Here is an 18,922-nt window from a genome sequence, read left to right on the forward strand (position 1 = left end):
TTTCTGACCGGAGGAATGGATGATCGACGATATCGACCGCACCGACGCCATTTTTCTCGTGGCGCGTCACGGCCGGGCGGCCCAGGATGTCGCCGGATCGCGCAGCGTCCGCGCGGGCAAGCGGGGTGACGCGGGCGAAGCGGTTCGCTGGCAGGCGATCCGCAGTTTCATCCAGCGGGGGATCGGGTGACGTCGCCACCGCGCTTTGCGACGGCGAAGGAAGAGTAGAAGCGGGACCCCGGCTCAAGGCCGGGGTGACGGGGGATATTCGGGCGACCCGGCCCAATCGTTCCATTCGGCGATCGCGGTCGCCGTTTCCGCGCGCAGCCGGGCGTGCGTCGCCTCCTCGATCGCGCGGAGCAACGCCGCGTGGCAGGTCGCGGCGACGTCGACGCCAGCGGCCCGTGCCCGTTCGAACAGCGCGGGATCGATTGCGACCTTACCGGGCGTGGAAGAAGTCATAGACCCCCTGTGCCATTGCCTTGCTCACCCCTGGCGCCTTTTGCAGGTCCTCCAGACTGGCGTTGCGCACCGCGCGGGCGGTGCCGAAGTGCATCAGCAACGCCTTCTTCCGCGCCGGGCCGATGCCGGGCACGTCGTCGAGCGGACTGGCCCCCATCGCCTTGGCCCGCTTGTCGCGGTGTGCGCCGATGACGAAGCGGTGAACCTCGTCGCGCAGCCGCTGGAGGTAGAACAGCACCGGTGAATTGACCGGCAGCGTCAGTTCGCGCCCGTCCATCAGGTGAAACACCTCGCGCCCCTCGCGGCCATGATGCGGCCCCTTCGCCACGCCGACCATGCAGACATCCTCGATGCCGAGGTCCTCCAGCACCGCCTTGGCCGCGCTCAACTGGCCCTTGCCGCCGTCAATCAGGACGAGGTCGGGCCAGCCATTGCCGTCGCGGTCGGTCTCGCGATCCGGATTTTCCTCCTGCGCACGGGCGAAGCGGCGGGTCAGCACCTCCTTCATCATCGCGAAGTCGTCGTTGGTCTGCGCCTGCTTGATGTTGAACTTGCGATACTGCCCCTTGCGGAACCCCTCCGGCCCGGCGACGACCATCGCGCCCAGCGCATTGGTGCCCTGGATATGGCTGTTGTCGTACACCTCGATCCGGTCGGGCGGCCCTTCCAACTCGAACAGGTCGGCGACCTCGCGCAGCAGCTTCGCCTGCGTCGTCGATTCCGCGTTTCGGCGCTCCAGCGCCTCCTCCGCATTGCGCTTGGCCTGGTCGAGCAGCCGGCGGCGGACACCGCGCTGCGGCACCGATAGCGCGACCTTGAACCCGGCGCGTTCGGCCATCGCCTCGGCCAGCACCGGCGCTTCGGCCAGGTCGCGGTCGACGAACACGTTGCGCGGCGGCGGCACCTCTTCGTAGAATTGCATCAGGAAGGCGGCCATGACCTCGTCCTCGGGCACGTCGTTGGTGTGCGCGGGGAAGAAGCTGCGATGGCCCCAATTCTGGCCGCCGCGGATGAAGAAGGCCTGGATGCCGATCGTCCCCTCACGACAGGCCATGGCGAAGATATCGGCATCGCCGACGCCGTCCGCGTTGATCGCCTGCGAACCCTGGATGAAGGTCAGCGCCTTCAACCGGTCGCGCAGCACGGCGGCCAGTTCGAAGTCCATCGCCTCCGCCGCCGCCTGCATCTGCGTGCCCAGCTTCGCCTGCACCTTGGTCGACTTGCCGGCGAGGAAGTCCTTCGCGTCCGCAATCAGCTCGGCATAGGCGGCCTGATCGATCCGCCCAACGCACGGCGCCGAGCAGCGCTTGATCTGGTACAGCAGGCACGGCCGGTCGCGGGTCTTGAAGAAGCCGTCGGTGCAGGAGCGCAGCAGGAACAGCTTCTGCAACGCGTTCAGCGTCTGCGTCACCGATCCGGCGGACGCGAATGGGCCATAGTAGTTACCCTTCGCCCGCCGCGCGCCGCGATGCTTCTGAATGCGCGGAAATTCATGATCGGCGCGCAGCAGGATGAACGGGAACGACTTATCGTCGCGCAGCAGCACGTTGTACGGCGGGCGATAGCGCTTGATGAGCTGCGCTTCGAGCAGCAGCGCCTCCGCCTCGTTATTGGTCGTGACGATCGTCATCGACCGGGTCTGCGCGACCATGCGCTGCAACCGCTTCGTCAGGCGCGACACCTGCGTATAGTTGGCGACACGGTTCTTGAGCGCGCGCGCCTTGCCGACATACAGCACCTCGCCGCGCGCATCCTGCATCCGGTACACGCCGGGCCGCGCGGGCAGCGTCGCCAGCACGTTGCGGATCGCGGCGACGCCGGCGTCGATATCCGGCGCGTCCGACCCGCGCACGGTGAAGCTGGCCTTGTCCTCGTGGAAGCGGTTGGGAGCGTTGGGCGTTTCCGACATCGCGCCCGATTTAGGGAGTGCGCCCGCCAAGCGCCAGCGTCATGCCGCGGCGGGCGTGCGGCCCAAATCCTTGGCGCGGTACATCAGCAGGTCGGCGCGCTGGATCACGTCGTCGATCGATCGGTCGCCGGCCTCGATCCGCGCCGCGCCGATGCTGAGCGTCCAGGCCGGCAGCCCCGGCTCGCCGCGACCGGCGCGCAGGCGGATCTGTTCGGCGGCGATCAGCGGATCGGCGGCGCTGGTGACGACCAGAAACTCGTCCCCGCCCAGCCGCGCGACGAAATCGCCGCCGACGCTGCGTTGCAGGCCGGTCGCGATCGCGACCAGCACCCGGTCGCCGACGCCGTGGCCATGGCGGTCGTTGATCGCCTTGAACCGGTCGACATCGATCAGCAGCGCGACCCGCCCCGGCACCAGCAGCTCGGCCGCGCCCGCCGCCAGCGCGGCGCGGTTCCACACGCCGGTCAGCGGATCACGCAGCGCCATGTCGCGCAGCTGCTGCTGCGAATGCGATGCCGGAATCCACAACAGCGTCAGATTGGCTGCACCGAACAGCAGCTGATCGGCGAGGAACGGCACCATCGCCAGATGCGCGCCGATCGCCTGCGGCACCAGCGCGCCGATCGCGCCGGTCAGGTAGATCGGAACATAGATGAGCAGCATCGCCCCGGCGATCCGCCGCGGCCGCGCCGTCCCATCGGTCGCGCGATTGCGGACGAGCGGCATGGCAAAGGCAAACGCGCATCCGGCACCGACCAGCGACCACATCGCCGATGCGACGGGCGCCGTCCCGAACACCAGGGTCACGATGGTCGGGATGATCGCGGTCGCCGCGATCACGCCCCACATCCACAGCGCGATGCCGCGCTGTCCGTCGAAGCGCCGCACGCCGCCCAGCACCAGCGCCATCGACAGGGCGAGGACACCGTCGAACAACGGCTGGATCATCAGCGGGACGGGTTCCCCGACCAGCGCGGCCAGCACCAGCGCCGCGCAATAGCTGCCCGATCCCCAGCCCCAATACAGATACCATGCGCGGCGCCCGGCCATGGAAAAGAACACCACGGTATAGGCGGCACTGCACAGGATGCTGCATTGGCGCAGCGTCGCCAGGTCGGGAAGATCGAACATCGCCCAACCGGATTAGACGATGTTCGTTAACAGCCGATCACTACAGGATTTTCTACCCCGCCCGCGCCGCTTCGATGATGCGCAGGCCGCGCACGGCGTCGGCCGGATCGACCGGCACGTCGCCCTCCCCCCGGATCGCGTCGCGCATCGCGCGGTAGAACCCGCGCCAGTCGCCCGCTTCCGACCGGACCGACCGCGCAGTCCCTTGGGCGTCGGTCAGCACGCCCCATTGGCTGTCGGGTTCGATGCCATAGCCGCTATCGGTCGGCATGCCGCCGGCACGCAGCACCGCCTCTTGCGGGTCGATGCCGAATTTCACGAAGCTGCCCCGCGTCCCGTGCAGCGCAAAGCGCGGGCGCGGTGCGGCGACCAGCGACGCCGAACCGATCGTCACACGGCGCGCACCGTAGCGCAGCACGATCTCGAAATAATCGTCGACGCCGGCACCGTCGCGCTGCGTCGTGACGTCCCCCGCCACCGCATCGGGCATGCCGAACAGGCGGATCGCCTGATCGATCATGTGCGGCCCCAGGTCGTTCAGCAGCCCACTGCCCGGACCGCCCTCCTCGCGCCAGCCCGGCTTGATCGCCGGGCGGAACCGGTCCCAGCGCAATTCGGCCAGCTGCACCTCGCCCAGCGCATCGTCGCGCAACAGCCGTTCGACGGTCAGGAAATCGCTGTCCCAGCGGCGATTGTGGAATACGCTGAGCAACCGCCCCGTGCCGCGCGCCAGCTGGACCAGCGCGACGGCATCGGCATCGTCGGTCGCCAGCGGCTTGTCGACGACGACGTGCCGCCCGGCGGCCAGTGCCGCCTGCGCCAGCGGGGCATGGCTGTCATTGGGGGTAGCGATGACGATCAGGTCGAGGCTGTCGTCGTCGATCAGCGCCATCGGATCGGCGTGACGCACCGCGCCGGCAAAGCGCTCGGTCGGCCGCGAGGTCGCGATCGCCGCCAGCTCCATCCCCTCCACGCACGCGATCAGCGGCGCGTGGAACGACGCGCCGGCCAGGCCGAACCCGATCAGGCCGACGCGCACCATGTCAGTTCAGCTTCGCCAGTTCGGCGGCGACCTTCGCCACCTGTTCGTCGGTGATCCGGCCCTGGGCGTAGGGCTGGACCTGCTTCAGGCTCATCCCCTTGAACATCGGATAGGATTCATGCGCGAGCATCCCCGGGAACTGCGCGTCGAGGATCGCCTTGCCCTTCGGATTGGCGGCGATGGTTTCGATGCTGCTGTCGATGGTCAGCTTGGCTGCGGCCGGCGCAGGCGCCGGGGCGGTCTGCGCCGATGCGGCCAGCGGCATCGCCAGCAACGCGGCGGCGGTGAACAGGAACTTCATGACAATCCCTCCTTGGGCTTGGTCGCCCGCACAAGGACTTAGCGTTCCGGCGGGTCGTCGCCAAGCGGGTGGGTGATCGGTTCGCCCCCCGTCACCCCGGACTTGATCCGGGGTCCCGCTTCTTCTGCTGCGGGAAAGGCAGCGGGACCCCGGGTCAAGCCCGGGGTGACGGGAAAGGTTGCGGCGCCCGCCCTTACCCCGCGCGCTTCAGCCAGCCATGCATGTCCATCCACCGCGCAAAGGCGTCGAACCAACCTGTGCTGGTCGTCGGCTTCTGGTACATGCCGAACCCGTGGCCGCCCTGTTCATACAGGTGGAACTCGACCGGGCGCTTGGCCGCCTTCCACGATTCGATCAGGCCGAAGCCGCTGTTGGCAAAGAACGGATCGTCGGCGGCGATGGCGACGAACAACGGCGGGGCGTCGGCGGGCACCGGCCCCATCGCGGCCAGCGGGCCATAGACGTCGCCGATGAACGCCGGCCTGGCCGGACCGTTCGACAGGGTCGTCGCCATGGTTAGCATCGCGCCGGCGGAAAAGCCGATCATGCCGATGCGGTTCGGATCGACCTTCCATTCCCCGGCGCGCGACCGGATCAGCGCGAAGGCGGCATTGGCGTCGGCGATCTGCGGTGCCAGCGCATTGGCGGCGGCACCCGGCGCGGGCCGTGGACGCGGCGCGGTGCCCGAGAACATCTCGCGCATCGACCGTTCGAACCCGGCCATGTCCGCCGGCGTCTGGTTCAGGCGATATTTCAGGACGAACGCCGCGACGCCGCGATCGGCCAGCGCCCTGGCCACATCCCACCCCTCGTTCGACATCGACAGCGTGCGAAAGCCGCCGCCGGGCGCCACGATCACCGCCGTGCCATTGGCCTTGGCCGGATCGGGCAGGAACGGGGTCAGCGTCGCATCGGTCACATTGCGGGTAAAGGTGCTGCCATATTGCGAATGCCACGATTCCTTCGCGGTCGCACCGGGCAGCGTGCCTGTATTGAGCGGGATCGCATTCGGCTGCGCCGGTGCCGCGATCGGCTCCATCTTGTCGCTTTGCGCGCATGCCGGGGCGGCGGTGGCGGCGAGTGCCGCGCCGATTGCCCAGCCAAACGCACGGCGTCCGTAAATTGCTCGCATGTCCCTCTCCCTTTGTTATCGGGGGAGTATTGTTGCGCGGCCGGCCATTGTCCAACGATTCCTGTTAGCGGTAACGCGACGCTGATCCGGACCGGTCGACCGCGCGGTGGACTCAACCGGCGGAGCGTTCGCCCCGCCGCCACGGCCAGCGCCAGCCCCGCCGCCGGGCCACCCGACGCAGGCCGAACAGCATCAGCCCGGCAACGACGATCCAGGGCAGGGCGGCCACGACGAACGTCACCAGCGCGGCGACGCTCGTCGACAGCGTCGCCCCGGCCGCCTCGATGCTGGCCATGACCGGCGAATTGCCGCCGGGCGTGTCGTTGAACGCATAGGCGATCGTCAGCTTCGACATCGCGACCCGCTGGGCCAGTTCGGCGCGTTGCGCCTTCGCCGCCTCCAATTCCTCGTTGGTGGTGGCATAGGCGCGTTCGGCCTCGACCAGGTCGCCGACCTTGCCATTGCCCGACCGGATAATGGCGAGCAGCCGTTCGGCCAGCGCCTGCTTCGCCCGGACACGCGCCTCGGTGTCGATCACCTGCCGGGTGACGTCCTCCGCCTCGACCTGCCGGCTGGCCCGGCGTGCGTCACCTGCCTCGGCGATCGCATCGAACCGGCGGGTCAGCGCCTCGGCCTGCCGCGCATCGACCATCAGCACCGCTTCGTCATGGACGACATGATCGTCCGGACCCGGCGTGTTGAGCGACGACCGGACGATCAGGCAGCGGGCAGGCCCCAGCCGGCGGCACAGGTCGAGTTGTTGCCCCTGCACCTGCGCAACGGTCCTGCGATCAAAGGCATAGGTGACCGAATAGCTATAGGCGATCTTCGGACCGGTCGCGGCCGGCGACGGCATCTCTGCCGGCGGCTCCTCGACGTCGAACGTCTCGGTAGTGGGCGACTGCATCGAATGGGTTTCGGGCGACGGCCCGCTGCAGCCCGCCACCAGAATGGCGATCGCCCCTATCAGTCGTTGTCCGGTCATCGTCCGCTCCCCTATCGGGGCCGAGCATGACCGGCGAGGTCGCCCGCCGTCAACGCCCGACTCCGATGCGGAGCGCGGGTCAGCCCTGCGCGAACAGCTTCGTGCCGACCACGCCGATCACGATCAGCACCATGAAACCCGCCTGGACCGGCGCGATCCGTTCGCCGAACAGCACCGCGCCGCCGATGATGACGCCGACCGCGCCAAGCCCGGTCCACACCGCATAGGCGGTGCCTGCCGGAATGCCGCGCATCGCCAGCGCCAGCAGCCCCATGTTCACGAACGACAAAGTGATCGGCACGGCGGAGGCGAGCAACGTCCCCTGCCCCGCCGCCCATTTCAGGCTCAATGCCCACACGATCTCACACACGACCGCAACCGCGAGAATGGCCCATGCCATATCGCCTACTCCTTTTGCGGGCTCGAATAGGAAAGGGCACGGCCGGAAACCCGAAAGAGGCCGTGCGGAAAATCAGGCCAGCGGCGGTCCGAACCGATTGGGGCCGGGATCGCTTGGCCGGCTAAGCTGGACGATCAACACGCCCAGGCTCGCCAGATACAGGATGTTGTTGCCGAACATCAGCGCGAACGGTGCCATATCGGGTGGTTCGTTCCCGGTCCCGATCCGGCTGAACAACTGCCCGAACACGATCATGCCGGTCACCAGGAAGGGCAGCGGCAACAGCCCCCAATAGCCCCGCCGTCCCGAATCATGCAGTCGCCGCACGACCGCCGCGGCGAGAAACAGGACCGACACTATCGCGACGATTGCGACCAGCGGCACGAACCAGCGCATCGGTTGCAACATCAGGTCCGGCGGGACCGGCCCATCGATCTGCACCGAATAATGCCCCGGTCCCGACGTCACGGTCGCACGTTCCGGATGTGCCTCTGCAAAGGCAGCCATGTTGCGGGCGATGCCGACGAACATCGGTATGCCGACCGCCATTGCGGCGATCATGTTGGTCACCATGACGCAGGCGACCCACGGCCAGAACAGCCGTCGCGGCTCGCGATCGGACCACCGGGTCAGCCGCTGGAGCTGAAACCGCGGGGTCCGGTGCGACGGCATCAGTTCAGGCGGCTGCCACCCAGACCGGCAATGGTCCGGTCGACCAGCGCGCGATCGGCATCGCCCGACAGGTGCGTCGCGATCAGCGTGCTGGCGGCCTTGGCAGCGGCATCGGCGGCGGTCGCGCGGACCTCGGCAATGGCGGCGCGTTCGGCGGCGGCAATCTTGTCGGTCGCCATCTTGGCACGACGCTGGGTCAGCTCGGCGGCGTCGGCCTCCGCCTTCACCAGCAGCGCCTGCGCTTCTGCCTCGGCGTGGGCGACCATTTCAGCGGCCTGTGCCTCGATCCCAGCGATCTTCGACGTATATTCGTCGCGCAGCGCCTCGGCTTCGGCACGCAGGGTGCGCGCTTCGTCCAGACGGGTGCGGATCGCCGCGATCTGCCCGTCGAGCAGGCGACCGATCAGCGCGGGCACACCCTTCACGACCAGCACCAGCAGGAACAGCAGCATCGCGGCGCTGACCCATGCGGTCGCATTCAGCCCGAGGGCGGTCGGATCGACATGCGCCGTACCGGTGGCGCTGCCATGCGAACCCTCGACAGCGTCGGCTCCGGTCTTGGGCAGGCCCTCTTCATGGATCGCTTCGTTCAGCGTCGGGCTGGTATGGGCGACGTTGGGATTAGCCATGGAGCACCGCCTTCACCGCGCCCTGCGCGTCCTGTTCGCTGACCCGCACGCCCGAGACGCGCTCGACGATCGCCTGTGCCGCTTCGGCTGCGACCTGCTCGACCTGCGCCATCGCCGCACCGCGCTGGGTAGCGATATCGGCTTCGGCCTGTGCGACCCGCGCCTGCATGTCGGCATTGGCCGCGGCCAGCCGTTCGGCCGCTGCCGCCGCGCCCTTGGCACGGGCTTCGGCCAGCAGCTTCTGCGCAGCCTCGCGGCTAGCATTTTCGCGGGCACGCCATGCCGCCTCGGTCGCATCCGCCTGCCCACGCGCCGCTTCGGCGGCGGCGAGGTCGGCGGCGATGCCCTGGTCGCGCTGGTCGACCGTGCCCTGCACCTTGGGCACCATGCCGAGGCCCACGACCAGGAACACGATGCCGAAGGTCAGCACCAGCCAGAAGACCTGCGACCCCCAGGTCGCGGCGAGCTGCTCGATTTGCGGCATGAAACGTCCCGTATTGGTCTGGTCGACCGGGCGCCATCGCCCGGCCGAAACCGGTCCGTCATCCGGACCGGGAGTCCGGCGCGAGGCACCCCCCGCGCCGGGCGTCACGCATGTTACGCGACGAAGATCAGCAGCACTGCGACGACGAACGCCAGCAGGCCCAGAAGTTCGGCGGCGGCGAAGCCGATGAACATGTTGCCCTGCTGACCGGCAGCGGCCGACGGGTTGCGCAGCGCGCCCTGCAGGAAGGCGGCGAAGACGTTGCCCACGCCGAGTGCGGCAAGGCCGGCACCGATGGCTGCGAGACCGGCGCCGAGGAACTTGATGGCGTCTGCTTCCATGTCGAAAACTCCCTTGGAAAAATCTGAATGTTGGTTGGGATCAGTGATGGTCGTGCAGGTGCACGGCATCGTTGATGTAGAGCGAGGTCAGCAGCGCGAAGACATATGCCTGCACGCCGGCGACCAGCATTTCGAGGGCCGACACGCCGACCATCAGCGCGAAGCTCGGCACGCTGACCAGCACGCCGATGCCCGCGCCGGTGGCGGTCGAATTGATGATGAAGCCCGCCAGCACCTTCAGCAGGATGTGTCCCGCGGTCATCGCCACGAACAGTCGCAGCGCGAGGCTGAACGGGCGGACCATGAACGACACGAACTCGATCGGCGCGACCAGCAGCAGCACCGGGATCGGCGTACCCTTCGGCGCGAACAGGCTGAAGAAACGGAGACCATGCTTGAACAGACCGACGACCAGCACGATCGAGAAACTGGCAATGGCAAGGACGCCGGTCACGGTGAAGTGGCTGGTGACGGTGAAGGGGTGCAGCCCGACCAGACCGAACGGCAGCAGGCCGACGACGTTCGCGAACAGGATAAACATGAACAGCGAGAAGACGTACGGAAGGTACTTGCGTCCTTCATGCCCGATATTCGCGGCGAGCAGCTTGTCGATGAAGCCGGTAAAGCCCTCGACCGCCATCTGCCAGCGACCGGGCACCTGCTGCTGCTTCATGCCGCCGATCATGAACACGAACAGCGCGACCGCCGCGACGATCATCCACAGCGCCGAATTGGTGAACGGCAGGACGTGATCGCCCAGGGGAATGTTGAAGATCGTCTGCACCTCGAACTGGTGCATCGGATCGATCTTGCCTGCCTGCGCCACGTCGCTTCGCCCCGATATGCCAAGGCGCCCGAGGACTGTCAGTCCGGACGCCGGTTCGAAATCCTGATGATATTCCTGAACGCACTGACGATCCCGAGGGAGAGCAGCACGAGCAGGAGCCATGGCGAGGTGCCGAGCAGATAGTCGAGGGTCCCCCCGATCACCGCCCCCCCGACCATTCCGCCCACCAGTTCGGCCAGCACGCGGTTGCCGAGGCGGTAGTTTTTGTCCCCCGCTTCGTCGCGCGCCTGGCCGGTCCGGATCGCCTCGTCCTTTTTCGCCTGGTTCAGCCGCGCGTCGAGCGAGGTGATCCGGGGATCTTCGGGCAAGGGGTCTAGTCCGGGCTCGTTCTCCGCCATCATCCCCTCCCATGACCTTTCGGTCGGGCCGGATATGCGCCGGATGGCGAGCCCGCCAAGGCAGGCGCGCTTTAGGAAGGTGACGGTTTCGAGTCAACCATAGCGTTCGCGCGGAAACCTTTCGGGACGATGAACGAAGCGGCGCCAAGGGGGCAGAGAGCATCGCTACCCGTTCATTTGCTTGGCTGCCCCGGGAATATGACTACACCAGCCTTGCGGTCGACACATCGGCCGCAAAGGAGGTGATTGAGCTGAACAACGATACCGCAACCGTCATCATCGGCGTAATTATGCTGATGGTGGCTTTCGCGACCCTGGTGCTGAAAATCATCGAGGTCGCCCGCTCGAAGTAGCGGCGGGACGGGGTCGGCCTGGCAGCCGGCCCCGTAACGTAGAAGACCCCGGCCGCTGGCACGACCGGGGTCTGGAGGTGTATCACTGAAGTCAGATACCGCATGATCGAAATAGCGCATGATGCGCCTTTTTTCAATCCCTCACACGCAGCGCGGGTCGCGTTCGGGCGGACCGTTACCACGCGTTTCCCAGCTACCGCCCGGCGTCTTGTACTTCTCGCCCGGCTTGGTCTGCGCGATCAGGTTGCAGCCCGACACGAACGCGAACTGTTCGACGGTCGCGCCCGACTGTGCACCGCGGGTATAAGCCGCCTTGCGCTGGATGTTGATGTTGGCAACCAGCGCGCGCAGCTCGGCCGTGCCGCCGCCGACGACGCCCAGATAGCCGTCAGGCTGCTCGCCGACCTGCCCTGCCGCACGCGCGGCCTGGTAGGCGGGGTCGCGCTGCGCCCATGCGGTGCCGGCAAGTCCCGCGACCGCGACGAAGGCGGCTGCGGCGAGGCCGTATTTGACGTAAGCATGCATGGTTCAGAAAATCCCCGGATTGTCCTGGATGAGGGTCTTCGCCTCGCCGTCGAGACGATACACCACTTCCTGCGTGATGTTGATGTTCAAGTTGATGACGATCGGCTTGTCCGGCGCGGACACGTTGACGCACCCGCCCGCGGCACATGCGGGCACGCCGATCACCAAGGCTCGCAACAGCATCACGGTTCGCGTCATGGCACAGTCTCGCTTTCGGAGGGCTGAATGGTGGTGTCGAGCGGCGCCGGTGGCAAGCCCTGTTCGCGGCGGCGCTGTTCGGCCTGGAGCGCGGGCAGGTTGCGTTCGATCAGCCGTTTCGGGTCGTAGTAATTCTGCACCGAATCGATCAGCTGGCGGAAGGGCGCCCTGATCCGCACGTTGAAGACGAGCGGTAGTTTGGCGAGGCGACGGATCAGGAAATTACTGTACGTCCCCTCCCCCTGGCTGACCCCCGCGAAACGGATCGCGGTCAGCATCTCGCCTGCCAGCGGCCCGTCCAGCTCGATCGTCAGGCGGCGATAGTTCATCGATTTCAGCGCCTGGAAGGCGAGATTGCCCCAGAAGCCGACATCCTCCTTCGTGACCTCACCCACATAGGACAGGTTGCCGCCGCCGCGCGACTGCAGCCTACCCCCTTCGATCCGGCCGCCCCGCGCGTCGAAGATCATCGGCAGCACGCCGTCGAACACGCCCGATGCATTGAGATTGTCGAATTCGAACTGCTGCAGGAACAGCCCGCCATCGACGCCAGTCACGCGGAAGGTCATCCGGCGTTCCTGATCCTCGGCAAAGTCGAGGATGGTCGGCTCCAGCACCATCTCGCCACCGCCCAGCGGCCAGCGGCCCCCTTCGATCTGAACGCGCATCCCTTCGATCAGGCGATAGCGGACCACACCGTCGGTCACCGCGATGCCCGGATTGACCTCGGCGATCGTCGCCACCTGCCCCGGCGCGGTGACGAGGCCCAGCAGGTCGGTGAAGCGGATCTCGCCGGCAAGGCCCGTTACCGGACCGAAGGCGGCGGCAAGATCGGTATCGTCGGTGCGGAAGGTGCCCGTCGAGGTAACGCCGTCGGGGCTCCACGCAATGTCGCCGCGGCCAGACACCGTCCCCTTCACATCGGCGACGACCCCGAAGGTCAGCCGGGTCAGTTCGTTCGGCTGGAACGAATCGCCAAAGGTGATGCCCGGCACCGCCAGCACGGCATTGCCGCGCCCGGTGGCGAGGTCGTGGACGATGGCGACGTCGGTGACCTTCACCCCCTTGGCCGGGTGCTTCAGCGTGCCCCCGGCGCGAATGTCGTTTCCGCTGAGCGTCAGTTTGAAATCGTCGCTGCGCAGCGGTTCGAATCGCGGCTGCGGATCGGCGTCGCGCACGGCGACATCGCCATCGAGCGAAAGGACGCCGCCCGCCAGCCTCCAGTCGCCCGCCGCCTCGCGAATCAGCAGCGGGACATTGCCGATCTGCCCCTCGCCGCGTTCGAATGTGCCCGCGACGACCCCGTTGGCGACGCGGCCGGTGAGCGAGCCGAGGTCGAGGACGCTGACGCGCTCCGGGCTGCCCAGCCGGGTCTTCACATCGCTCAGCGCAAAGCCGAGATCGCCAAGGCCGAACCGCCCGCCCGCCGCCGCCAGCGTGATCGGAGTCCCGCCCAGCGTGCCGGTCAGCCGCGTCGCGCCGGTCGCGACACCCCCACCGACCCGCCCGTTCGCCAGCCGGACCATGCCGCCATCACTCGCGCAGAGCTGTAGCCGTGCGGGGTCGAGCGTCAGCGCGGACACCCGCAACCGGTCGAACGCGACCGGCACGCAGCCGGTATTCACCACCAGCCGCCCGCCCCCGTCCCACCGCGCATCGATCGGCAGCGCGAGGCGATCGATCCGCCCGCCGCTGAACGGTCCCGACAGTTCGGCACGGGTTTCGATACGGGTCGCGCCGTCGCCATCGGCACGGAAGCGCACCGGCGACAGCGCCAGCCGCGCATCGCCTGCCGCATAGGGGGCGATGGTCGCGGTGCCGTTCACCGGCGATCCCGGTCCGGCATGGGTCAGGCGGATGCTGGCGGCCGGCAGCCCGCCACCGCCCATCGCCAGCGTGCCGTTGAGCGTCACGCCCTTGCCCGACACCCAGTGGACCGGTCCGTCGCGCAGCGTGGCGCGCGCACCGCTGGCCGCAACGAAGGCCAGCCGGTCGATTCGCGCAGCCAGCGGGCGCGCGGCAACCTCCGCCGACAGGTCGAAACGCTGTGCGGCGCGGGCCGCCGCGCGCATCGCGGCGGTCGCCAGTGGAGCAACCGGTGTACCCGCGGCGGCATCCGCGCTACCGGCGATCCGCGCGACCATCGCGGGGGAAAGCCGTGCGCCTCGCGCGCCGATCCGCCCCTCGAACGCAGGCACGCCGCCCACTGCATAACGCCCGGCGATCGACAACGCCTGCCCCGCAAGGTCCGGCAGGACGAAATCACCCGAGGTGAGGTCGAGCGTGCCCGTCGTTCCCTGCGCCCGACCGTCGAAGCCGATCGTGCCCGACAGCGCGGCGACCCGCGTTTGCGGCGCAGCGATCCGCTCGGCGGCGACCTCGGCCCGCCCGCGCCACCGATCGAACCCGGGCGAGAGTTGCGCCTCCGCCTGCACGACCGGTCCGACCAGCCGTACGTCGCCGCAGGCGGCGGCCTGGGCCCGGATCGGACCGGACAGGGATGGGCCGCCAGTCGCCGTCCGCAGCGACAGGTTCGCGGCGAGCCGATCGATCCCGCAGCCATTGAGCGACAGCCGCTCCGCCACCGCCGCCAGCCTCCCGGTAAAGTCGTTCGCAAGATTGCCGCGCCCGGCCAGCTTCGCACCGATCACGCCATAGGGCGTGGCGAGCCGGATGCGGCCATCGTCGACCGCGACGGTAAAATCGGGCAGCGCGAACGGCTTGCCCGACGGCGGCGGGAGCAACCGGTCGATCTGTCCGAACGACACCGTGCCGTCAGGACGAAGCGTCGCGCGCAACCGCGCCTGCCCGACGCGTGCGCCGACGACCTTGGCGCCGTTCAGCCCGACCTCGGTATCGACCTCGATCCAGTCGGCGATCAGGTCGGGCGCCCTGGGATCGCCCAGTACGACATCGACCAGCCGTTGCCGCCCCAGCCCGATCTGCGCCACGCGGTAGCGCGCGGCGACCCCGCGCTTTTCCAGTTCGCGGCGGACCAGATTGTCGGCGATCGGCCGGCGCTGCGTCCATACCAGCGCCGCGAGCAGCAGCACGATGCCGCACACGACGAGCAGCACCTGCGCGAAGCGGCGCCGTTTGCGGCCATGGCGACGCGGCGACGCTACGGTCTCCACCGCCTCCTCGTCGTCACCGCCCAGACCCGTCACTCCGCTGTTCGCCTCGTTCGTCGCGCATGGGCGCCATCCGGGTCAAGCGCGAGAGGCGGCAAACGGTTCCGGCAGCGCAACGGAAGTTGCGCGCGGCTCAGCGCGTCGCCATCGCCGCCTTGCGCCGTTCCTGCCACGCCTTCACCTCCCGTCCCATCGGAGGCCGCATGCACGCCTCCATTTCCGGCCCGGTCCGCACCGTCGGTACGCAGGCGAGATATGCCTGGCAGATGCCCGTATCGAGCAGTGGGTCGCCGCTGGGCGGCTTCAGCGTGCAACGGGTGATGCCCGCACGACGGTCGCGTTTCGTGACGATCCGAAAATTGCGCGGGCGTTCGCCGGTGACGACGATCTCATCATCGGACGGAGACGCAGGCGGTGCGGCCTGTGCCGACAGCAGGGCGGCGGCGAGGACGGCGAGCATCACCGCCCCAGCCGCCGCACGACGCGGATACCGACATGGTCGATGCCAGGATTGGTATCGGAAAATATCTGGCGATGGCTGTGATGTTCCCAGGCCAGTTCGACCGCCCAGCGCCGGTCGACCCGCACCCCGATCGACGCGTTGGGATTGAACAGGATTTTCGACCCGAACGAGGTCCGGCGGCGATAGATGTCGTAGCGCCGCCAAGCCTCTTCGTTCGAGATGCCGGGCTGGAACGGATCAGGGGTAAAGCTGTAGCCGTCGATGACCGTCGCGCCGATCCCCGCCTGCCCATAGACCCGGCCGCGCAGGATATGCTGGCGCCACTCCGCCCCGACGCTGAAGAAGCTGGTGCGCCCGGCGGTGTTGATCTGCACCTTCGCCGTCAGGCAGGGTTTCAGGAGGATGCGCAGCGGCGCGGTGCGATAGGCGATCTGCACGTCGACCGTGCCGTTCTCCTCCTCGCCCTCGTAAATCTGGCCGGCCGGCAATGCGGGCAGGTCGAAGATCAGCTTGCTGCCGAGCGGGTGGAAGTTGGCGCCGTGCCGCAGGACGCCGACCGCGATCTCGGCCTGCTCGCGGGGCGGCATTGGTTCCGGCCCCTCCTGCGCCATCGCCGTCGTCGAGGCGAGCGCCAACACTGCGCCCAGGACGCCCTTTTCCAACCGAATCATATGAACCCCTTCCCGCAAACGGCAGTCGCTTAGCCGTTGCCGATGCTGTATCATCGACAATAATTGCTGTAAAACAGAAAGTATCTTGTGTTAGACGGATATTCGTTACCGCGGAAGAAAGCGCGGGTCTGCCGTGGGATCGGCATGCTGTTTCTCGTGATTGGTGCCTTGCTCGGGGTAATGACGCTGGTCGCAGCGGCGGCACCGGGACCGTATTGGAATTGCGATTCCCAACAAGGCTGCCGCGCCGGCGCTGATGCGGCGAACCTGCTGCCCGACGAAACGCTGGCCAAATTGGACCGCGATCCGGCGGCCCGCCATCGTTTCGACACATGGGCGGCAATGCCCGGCATCCGCATCGGACTGGCCGCTGTCACGCTGCTGCAACACGGACCGATGGCGGTTCTGTTGTTTGCGGTTGGTATGGCGCTGCGACGCCTTGGGCAGAAGCGGCGCAATGCCCTAGTCGACGCGCTGCCATGGTTACGGCGGGCATCGCGCGCCGCGATCGTGCTGGCCTGTACGCGCGTCATCGCGCCCATCGCTCAAAGCCTGTTGCTAGCCAATGGTTTTGGCCAGCCGGAGACAATCGCCTCGCCTATAATGGTGGAGACAACCTTGCTGCTCCTGATGCTGGCGTTTGCCGCCTATGCCACGATCTGGGCATTGGAGGCGGGCTTTCGGGCCGAGCGCGAACTGGCCGATTTCGTCTGATGCCGGTCGTCGTCAATCTCGACGTGATGCTTGCCCGGCGGAAAGTACGGTCGAAGGAACTGGCCGAGGCGATCGGGATCACCGAATCGAATCTGTCGCTGCTGAAATCGGGCAAGGTGAAGGGAGTGCGCTTCGCGACGCTGGCCGCGATCTGCCGTTATCTCGACTGCACGCCGGGCGATATTCTCGACTACACCCCGTCCGACGACGACCTGCGCGCCGGGGGCGAGGAGTGATCCGCCCCCTCGCCCCCTGCCCCACGATCCGCTAGGCAAACGCCCATGACCACGCCAGAGACCGACGGCACCGGCCACCGTGCGCGCCTGCGCGGGCGGTTGCTGGAGCATGGCGGCGCGGCGCTGCTCGACCATGAACTGATCGAATATCTGCTGACGCTGGCGATCCCCCGGCGCGATACCAAGCCGCTGGCGAAGACGTTGCTGCATGAATTCGGCGGGATCGGCGGACTGCTGGCCGCCGATCCGCTGGCGCTGGGCAAGGTGTCGGGCATGGGCGACAGCGCGGTGGCGGCGATCCGCATCGCGCAGGCCGCGGCGACGCGGATGTTGCAGGCGCAGGTGGCGGAACGCCCGGTGCTGTCGAACTGGCAAGCGCTGCTCGACTATCTTCACGCCGACATGGCGCATCTGGCGGTCGAGCGTATCCGCGTGCTGCACCTCAACAGCCGCAACCTGCTGATTCGCGACGAACTGGTGGCGGAAGGGACGATCGACGAGGCGCCGATCTATACCCGCGAGGTGATCCGCCGGGCGCTGGACCTGGGGTCGGCGGCGCTGATCCTCGTCCACAACCATCCGAGCGGCGACCATAGCCCCAGCCGCGCGGACATCGACCTGACCCGCACCATCGCCGCGGCGGGCAAGCCGCTCGGCATCACCGTCCACGACCACCTCATCATCGGTGCCAAGGGGCATACGAGCCTGCGCGCCAAGGGAATGTTCTGATGCGTACCGAAAAGGAAAAGATGATCGCCGGCGAGCTGTATCATGCCGGCGACGCCGAACTAGTCGCCGACGTGGCGCGCGCGGCGGCGTGGATGGACCGCTACAACGCGTCGATCGCGATGGCGGCCGATGCCCGCGCGGCGCTGCTGCGCGAAGGGTTGGCGTGCGTCGGGACCGGCGTGACCATCCGCCCGCCCTTCCACATCGATTATGGCTACAACATCACCGTCGGCGAAGATGTGTTCCTGAACTATGGCTGCGTCATCCTCGACGTGTGCGCGGTCACCATCGGCGACAAGACTCAGATCGGGCCGGGCGTGCAGATCCTCGCGGCCGATCATCCGCGCGACCCGGCGGTGCGGGCGCAGATGCTGGAATTCGGGCGGCCGGTGACGATCGGGCGCAATGTGTGGATCGGCGGCGGCGCGATTCTCCTGCCGGGTGTCACGGTCGGCGACGATGCTCTGATCGGCGCGGGATCGGTGGTGACGCGCGATGTGCCGGCGGGGGCGACGGTCGTGGGGAATCCGGCGCGCGTGCGATAAGAAGCGACCGCCGGGTCGCTCCCGGCGGTCGCATCGATATCAGCTCTGGATGGCGATCAGGCGCTCTGGGTCAGGAAGCTGGTCAGCTCCGCCTTGCTCACCGCCTTGGACTTGTCCTTGTCCGCCTGGGCGAAGGCCTGCTTGACCCAGCTCTTCACCTCGGGCTTGTCGGCAGTCACGCCGGGTTCGCTGGCCGATCGCAGGGCGACCATCCATTCGCCGAACTGCTTTTCGGTCAGCTGGCCCTTCCCGTCCTTGTCGTATTTCGGGAATTCGGCCTCGACGATCTGGGCGATCTGGGTGCCGCTGGCGGGCTGGCCGGCCTCCGCCGTCGTCTGCGCGGTCTGCGTCGCGGGGTCGGGCTGGGTAGCCGGAGCCGCCTGCGTAGCGGCAACCGACGGATCAGCCGGAGTTGTCGCCGGCGCGGCGGGCGCCGCCTGCGTTACTGGAGCAGTCGTTTGCGCCGGCGCGGCGTCCTGGGCAAATGCGGGGGTCGACATCAGAACGGCACTGGCGAGAAGAATACGCTTCATCATCGAATTACTCCTTTCGGATTGGTTCGGAACTTCATGCTATCGCCACAAAGACTTGATGACGACTATGCGATGATCCAACCAACTTAGGTCGTTTCGGTTTCGATTGAAGCCCCTTCGCTACTCTTCTATCGCATGACAGGCTCGATTC

25 protein-coding genes are annotated in these 18,922 nt (G+C 67.7%); 5 read left to right on the forward strand and 20 right to left on the reverse strand.

What is annotated here, in order from left to right; translation table 11 throughout:
• Positions 1-19: 19 nt before the first annotated feature.
• The gene (locus tag PPZ50_RS14985; RefSeq protein ID WP_157092782.1) at positions 20-190 is read left to right on the forward strand and encodes a hypothetical protein; all 171 of its coding nucleotides are present in this window, start codon (positions 20-22) and stop codon (positions 188-190) included.
• A gap of 53 nt (positions 191-243) precedes the next feature.
• Here PPZ50_RS14985 and PPZ50_RS14990 read toward each other — a convergent pair whose 3' ends face one another.
• From PPZ50_RS14990 to PPZ50_RS15080, 19 genes are all read right to left on the reverse strand, one after another.
• Positions 244-462 carry a type II toxin-antitoxin system CcdA family antitoxin gene (locus PPZ50_RS14990; protein WP_066693251.1) on the reverse strand — a complete coding sequence of 73 codons (219 nt, stop codon included), beginning with the start codon at positions 460-462 and terminating at the stop codon, positions 244-246.
• Positions 440-2,371, reverse strand: a complete 1,932-nt coding sequence (gene uvrC / locus PPZ50_RS14995; RefSeq protein ID WP_066693258.1) for an excinuclease ABC subunit UvrC — start codon at positions 2,369-2,371, stop codon at positions 440-442. Before uvrC ends, PPZ50_RS14990 begins: the two co-directional genes overlap by 23 nt.
• Before the next feature lie 39 nt (positions 2,372-2,410).
• A complete protein-coding gene (locus tag PPZ50_RS15000; protein WP_066693260.1) occupies positions 2,411-3,502 on the reverse strand; it encodes a GGDEF domain-containing protein in 1,092 nt (363 codons plus the stop codon).
• A 52-nt stretch (positions 3,503-3,554) separates the two neighbouring features.
• Entirely contained in the window at positions 3,555-4,544 is a 990-nt protein-coding gene (locus PPZ50_RS15005) for an oxidoreductase (RefSeq protein ID WP_066693263.1), read from the reverse strand.
• Between the two features lies 1 nt (position 4,545).
• Positions 4,546-4,845 carry a hypothetical protein gene (locus tag PPZ50_RS15010; protein WP_066693266.1) on the reverse strand — a complete coding sequence of 100 codons (300 nt, stop codon included), beginning with the start codon at positions 4,843-4,845 and terminating at the stop codon, positions 4,546-4,548.
• Positions 4,846-5,038: 193 nt separating this feature from the next.
• Positions 5,039-5,977 carry an alpha/beta hydrolase gene (locus PPZ50_RS15015; RefSeq protein ID WP_066693269.1) on the reverse strand — a complete coding sequence of 313 codons (939 nt, stop codon included), beginning with the start codon at positions 5,975-5,977 and terminating at the stop codon, positions 5,039-5,041.
• A gap of 112 nt (positions 5,978-6,089) precedes the next feature.
• A complete protein-coding gene (locus PPZ50_RS15020) occupies positions 6,090-6,962 on the reverse strand; it encodes a DUF4349 domain-containing protein (protein ID WP_066693272.1) in 873 nt (290 codons plus the stop codon).
• A 79-nt stretch (positions 6,963-7,041) separates the two neighbouring features.
• Positions 7,042-7,362: a DMT family transporter gene (locus tag PPZ50_RS15025; RefSeq protein ID WP_066693274.1), complete on the reverse strand. Its 321-nt coding sequence runs from the start codon at positions 7,360-7,362 to the stop codon at positions 7,042-7,044.
• Between the two features lie 72 nt (positions 7,363-7,434).
• Positions 7,435-8,034 (reverse strand): DUF805 domain-containing protein, encoded by a 600-nt coding sequence (locus PPZ50_RS15030; protein ID WP_126013412.1) that lies wholly within the window; start codon positions 8,032-8,034, stop codon positions 7,435-7,437.
• A complete protein-coding gene (locus tag PPZ50_RS15035) occupies positions 8,034-8,663 on the reverse strand; it encodes a F0F1 ATP synthase subunit B family protein (RefSeq protein WP_066693280.1) in 630 nt (209 codons plus the stop codon). Before PPZ50_RS15035 ends, PPZ50_RS15030 begins: the two co-directional genes overlap by 1 nt.
• Positions 8,656-9,147 (reverse strand): F0F1 ATP synthase subunit B family protein, encoded by a 492-nt coding sequence (locus tag PPZ50_RS15040; protein WP_066693283.1) that lies wholly within the window; start codon positions 9,145-9,147, stop codon positions 8,656-8,658. Before PPZ50_RS15040 ends, PPZ50_RS15035 begins: the two co-directional genes overlap by 8 nt.
• A 113-nt stretch (positions 9,148-9,260) precedes the next feature.
• Entirely contained in the window at positions 9,261-9,488 is a 228-nt protein-coding gene (locus tag PPZ50_RS15045; protein WP_055759731.1) for a F0F1 ATP synthase subunit C, read from the reverse strand.
• A gap of 40 nt (positions 9,489-9,528) precedes the next feature.
• Positions 9,529-10,314: a F0F1 ATP synthase subunit A gene (locus PPZ50_RS15050; RefSeq protein WP_055759728.1), complete on the reverse strand. Its 786-nt coding sequence runs from the start codon at positions 10,312-10,314 to the stop codon at positions 9,529-9,531.
• A 38-nt stretch (positions 10,315-10,352) separates the two neighbouring features.
• Positions 10,353-10,673 carry an AtpZ/AtpI family protein gene (locus PPZ50_RS15055; protein ID WP_066693404.1) on the reverse strand — a complete coding sequence of 107 codons (321 nt, stop codon included), beginning with the start codon at positions 10,671-10,673 and terminating at the stop codon, positions 10,353-10,355.
• A 494-nt stretch (positions 10,674-11,167) separates the two neighbouring features.
• Entirely contained in the window at positions 11,168-11,551 is a 384-nt protein-coding gene (locus PPZ50_RS15060) for a YdbL family protein (protein WP_066693285.1), read from the reverse strand.
• Positions 11,552-11,554: 3 nt separating this feature from the next.
• Positions 11,555-11,749: a YnbE family lipoprotein gene (locus PPZ50_RS15065; protein ID WP_066693288.1), complete on the reverse strand. Its 195-nt coding sequence runs from the start codon at positions 11,747-11,749 to the stop codon at positions 11,555-11,557.
• Complete coding sequence (locus PPZ50_RS15070; RefSeq protein WP_232308039.1) at positions 11,746-14,916, reverse strand: intermembrane phospholipid transport protein YdbH family protein; 3,171 nt, start codon at positions 14,914-14,916, stop codon at positions 11,746-11,748. Before PPZ50_RS15070 ends, PPZ50_RS15065 begins: the two co-directional genes overlap by 4 nt.
• Before the next feature lie 97 nt (positions 14,917-15,013).
• Positions 15,014-15,343, reverse strand: a complete 330-nt coding sequence (locus PPZ50_RS15075) for a hypothetical protein (protein ID WP_420794416.1) — start codon at positions 15,341-15,343, stop codon at positions 15,014-15,016.
• A complete protein-coding gene (locus tag PPZ50_RS15080) occupies positions 15,340-16,014 on the reverse strand; it encodes an acyloxyacyl hydrolase (RefSeq protein ID WP_272815430.1) in 675 nt (224 codons plus the stop codon). The genes PPZ50_RS15075 and PPZ50_RS15080 overlap by 4 nt, the downstream gene beginning before the upstream one ends.
• Positions 16,015-16,158: 144 nt before the next feature.
• Between PPZ50_RS15080 and PPZ50_RS15085 the strand changes: the two genes are divergently transcribed.
• The 4 genes from PPZ50_RS15085 to PPZ50_RS15100 are packed head-to-tail and all read left to right on the forward strand — an operon-like array spanning position 16,159 to position 18,238.
• Positions 16,159-16,728 carry a hypothetical protein gene (locus PPZ50_RS15085; protein WP_272815431.1) on the forward strand — a complete coding sequence of 190 codons (570 nt, stop codon included), beginning with the start codon at positions 16,159-16,161 and terminating at the stop codon, positions 16,726-16,728.
• Positions 16,728-16,964, forward strand: coding sequence for a helix-turn-helix domain-containing protein (locus PPZ50_RS15090; RefSeq protein WP_055789866.1), 237 nt, complete (start codon positions 16,728-16,730; stop codon positions 16,962-16,964). The genes PPZ50_RS15085 and PPZ50_RS15090 overlap by 1 nt, the downstream gene beginning before the upstream one ends.
• A 45-nt stretch (positions 16,965-17,009) precedes the next feature.
• Positions 17,010-17,693 carry a RadC family protein gene (gene radC / locus PPZ50_RS15095; protein ID WP_066693297.1) on the forward strand — a complete coding sequence of 228 codons (684 nt, stop codon included), beginning with the start codon at positions 17,010-17,012 and terminating at the stop codon, positions 17,691-17,693.
• Positions 17,693-18,238, forward strand: a complete 546-nt coding sequence (locus PPZ50_RS15100; RefSeq protein ID WP_066693301.1) for a sugar O-acetyltransferase — start codon at positions 17,693-17,695, stop codon at positions 18,236-18,238. The genes radC and PPZ50_RS15100 overlap by 1 nt, the downstream gene beginning before the upstream one ends.
• A 56-nt stretch (positions 18,239-18,294) precedes the next feature.
• On the opposite strand, the gene PPZ50_RS15105 is transcribed toward PPZ50_RS15100, so the two are convergent.
• Positions 18,295-18,774 (reverse strand): EF-hand domain-containing protein, encoded by a 480-nt coding sequence (locus PPZ50_RS15105; protein WP_066693304.1) that lies wholly within the window; start codon positions 18,772-18,774, stop codon positions 18,295-18,297.
• Between the last annotated feature and the right edge of the window lie 148 nt (positions 18,775-18,922).

It is taken from the genome of Sphingomonas hankookensis, from assembly GCF_028551275.1.
Taxonomy (GTDB): domain Bacteria; phylum Pseudomonadota; class Alphaproteobacteria; order Sphingomonadales; family Sphingomonadaceae; genus Sphingomonas; species Sphingomonas hankookensis_A.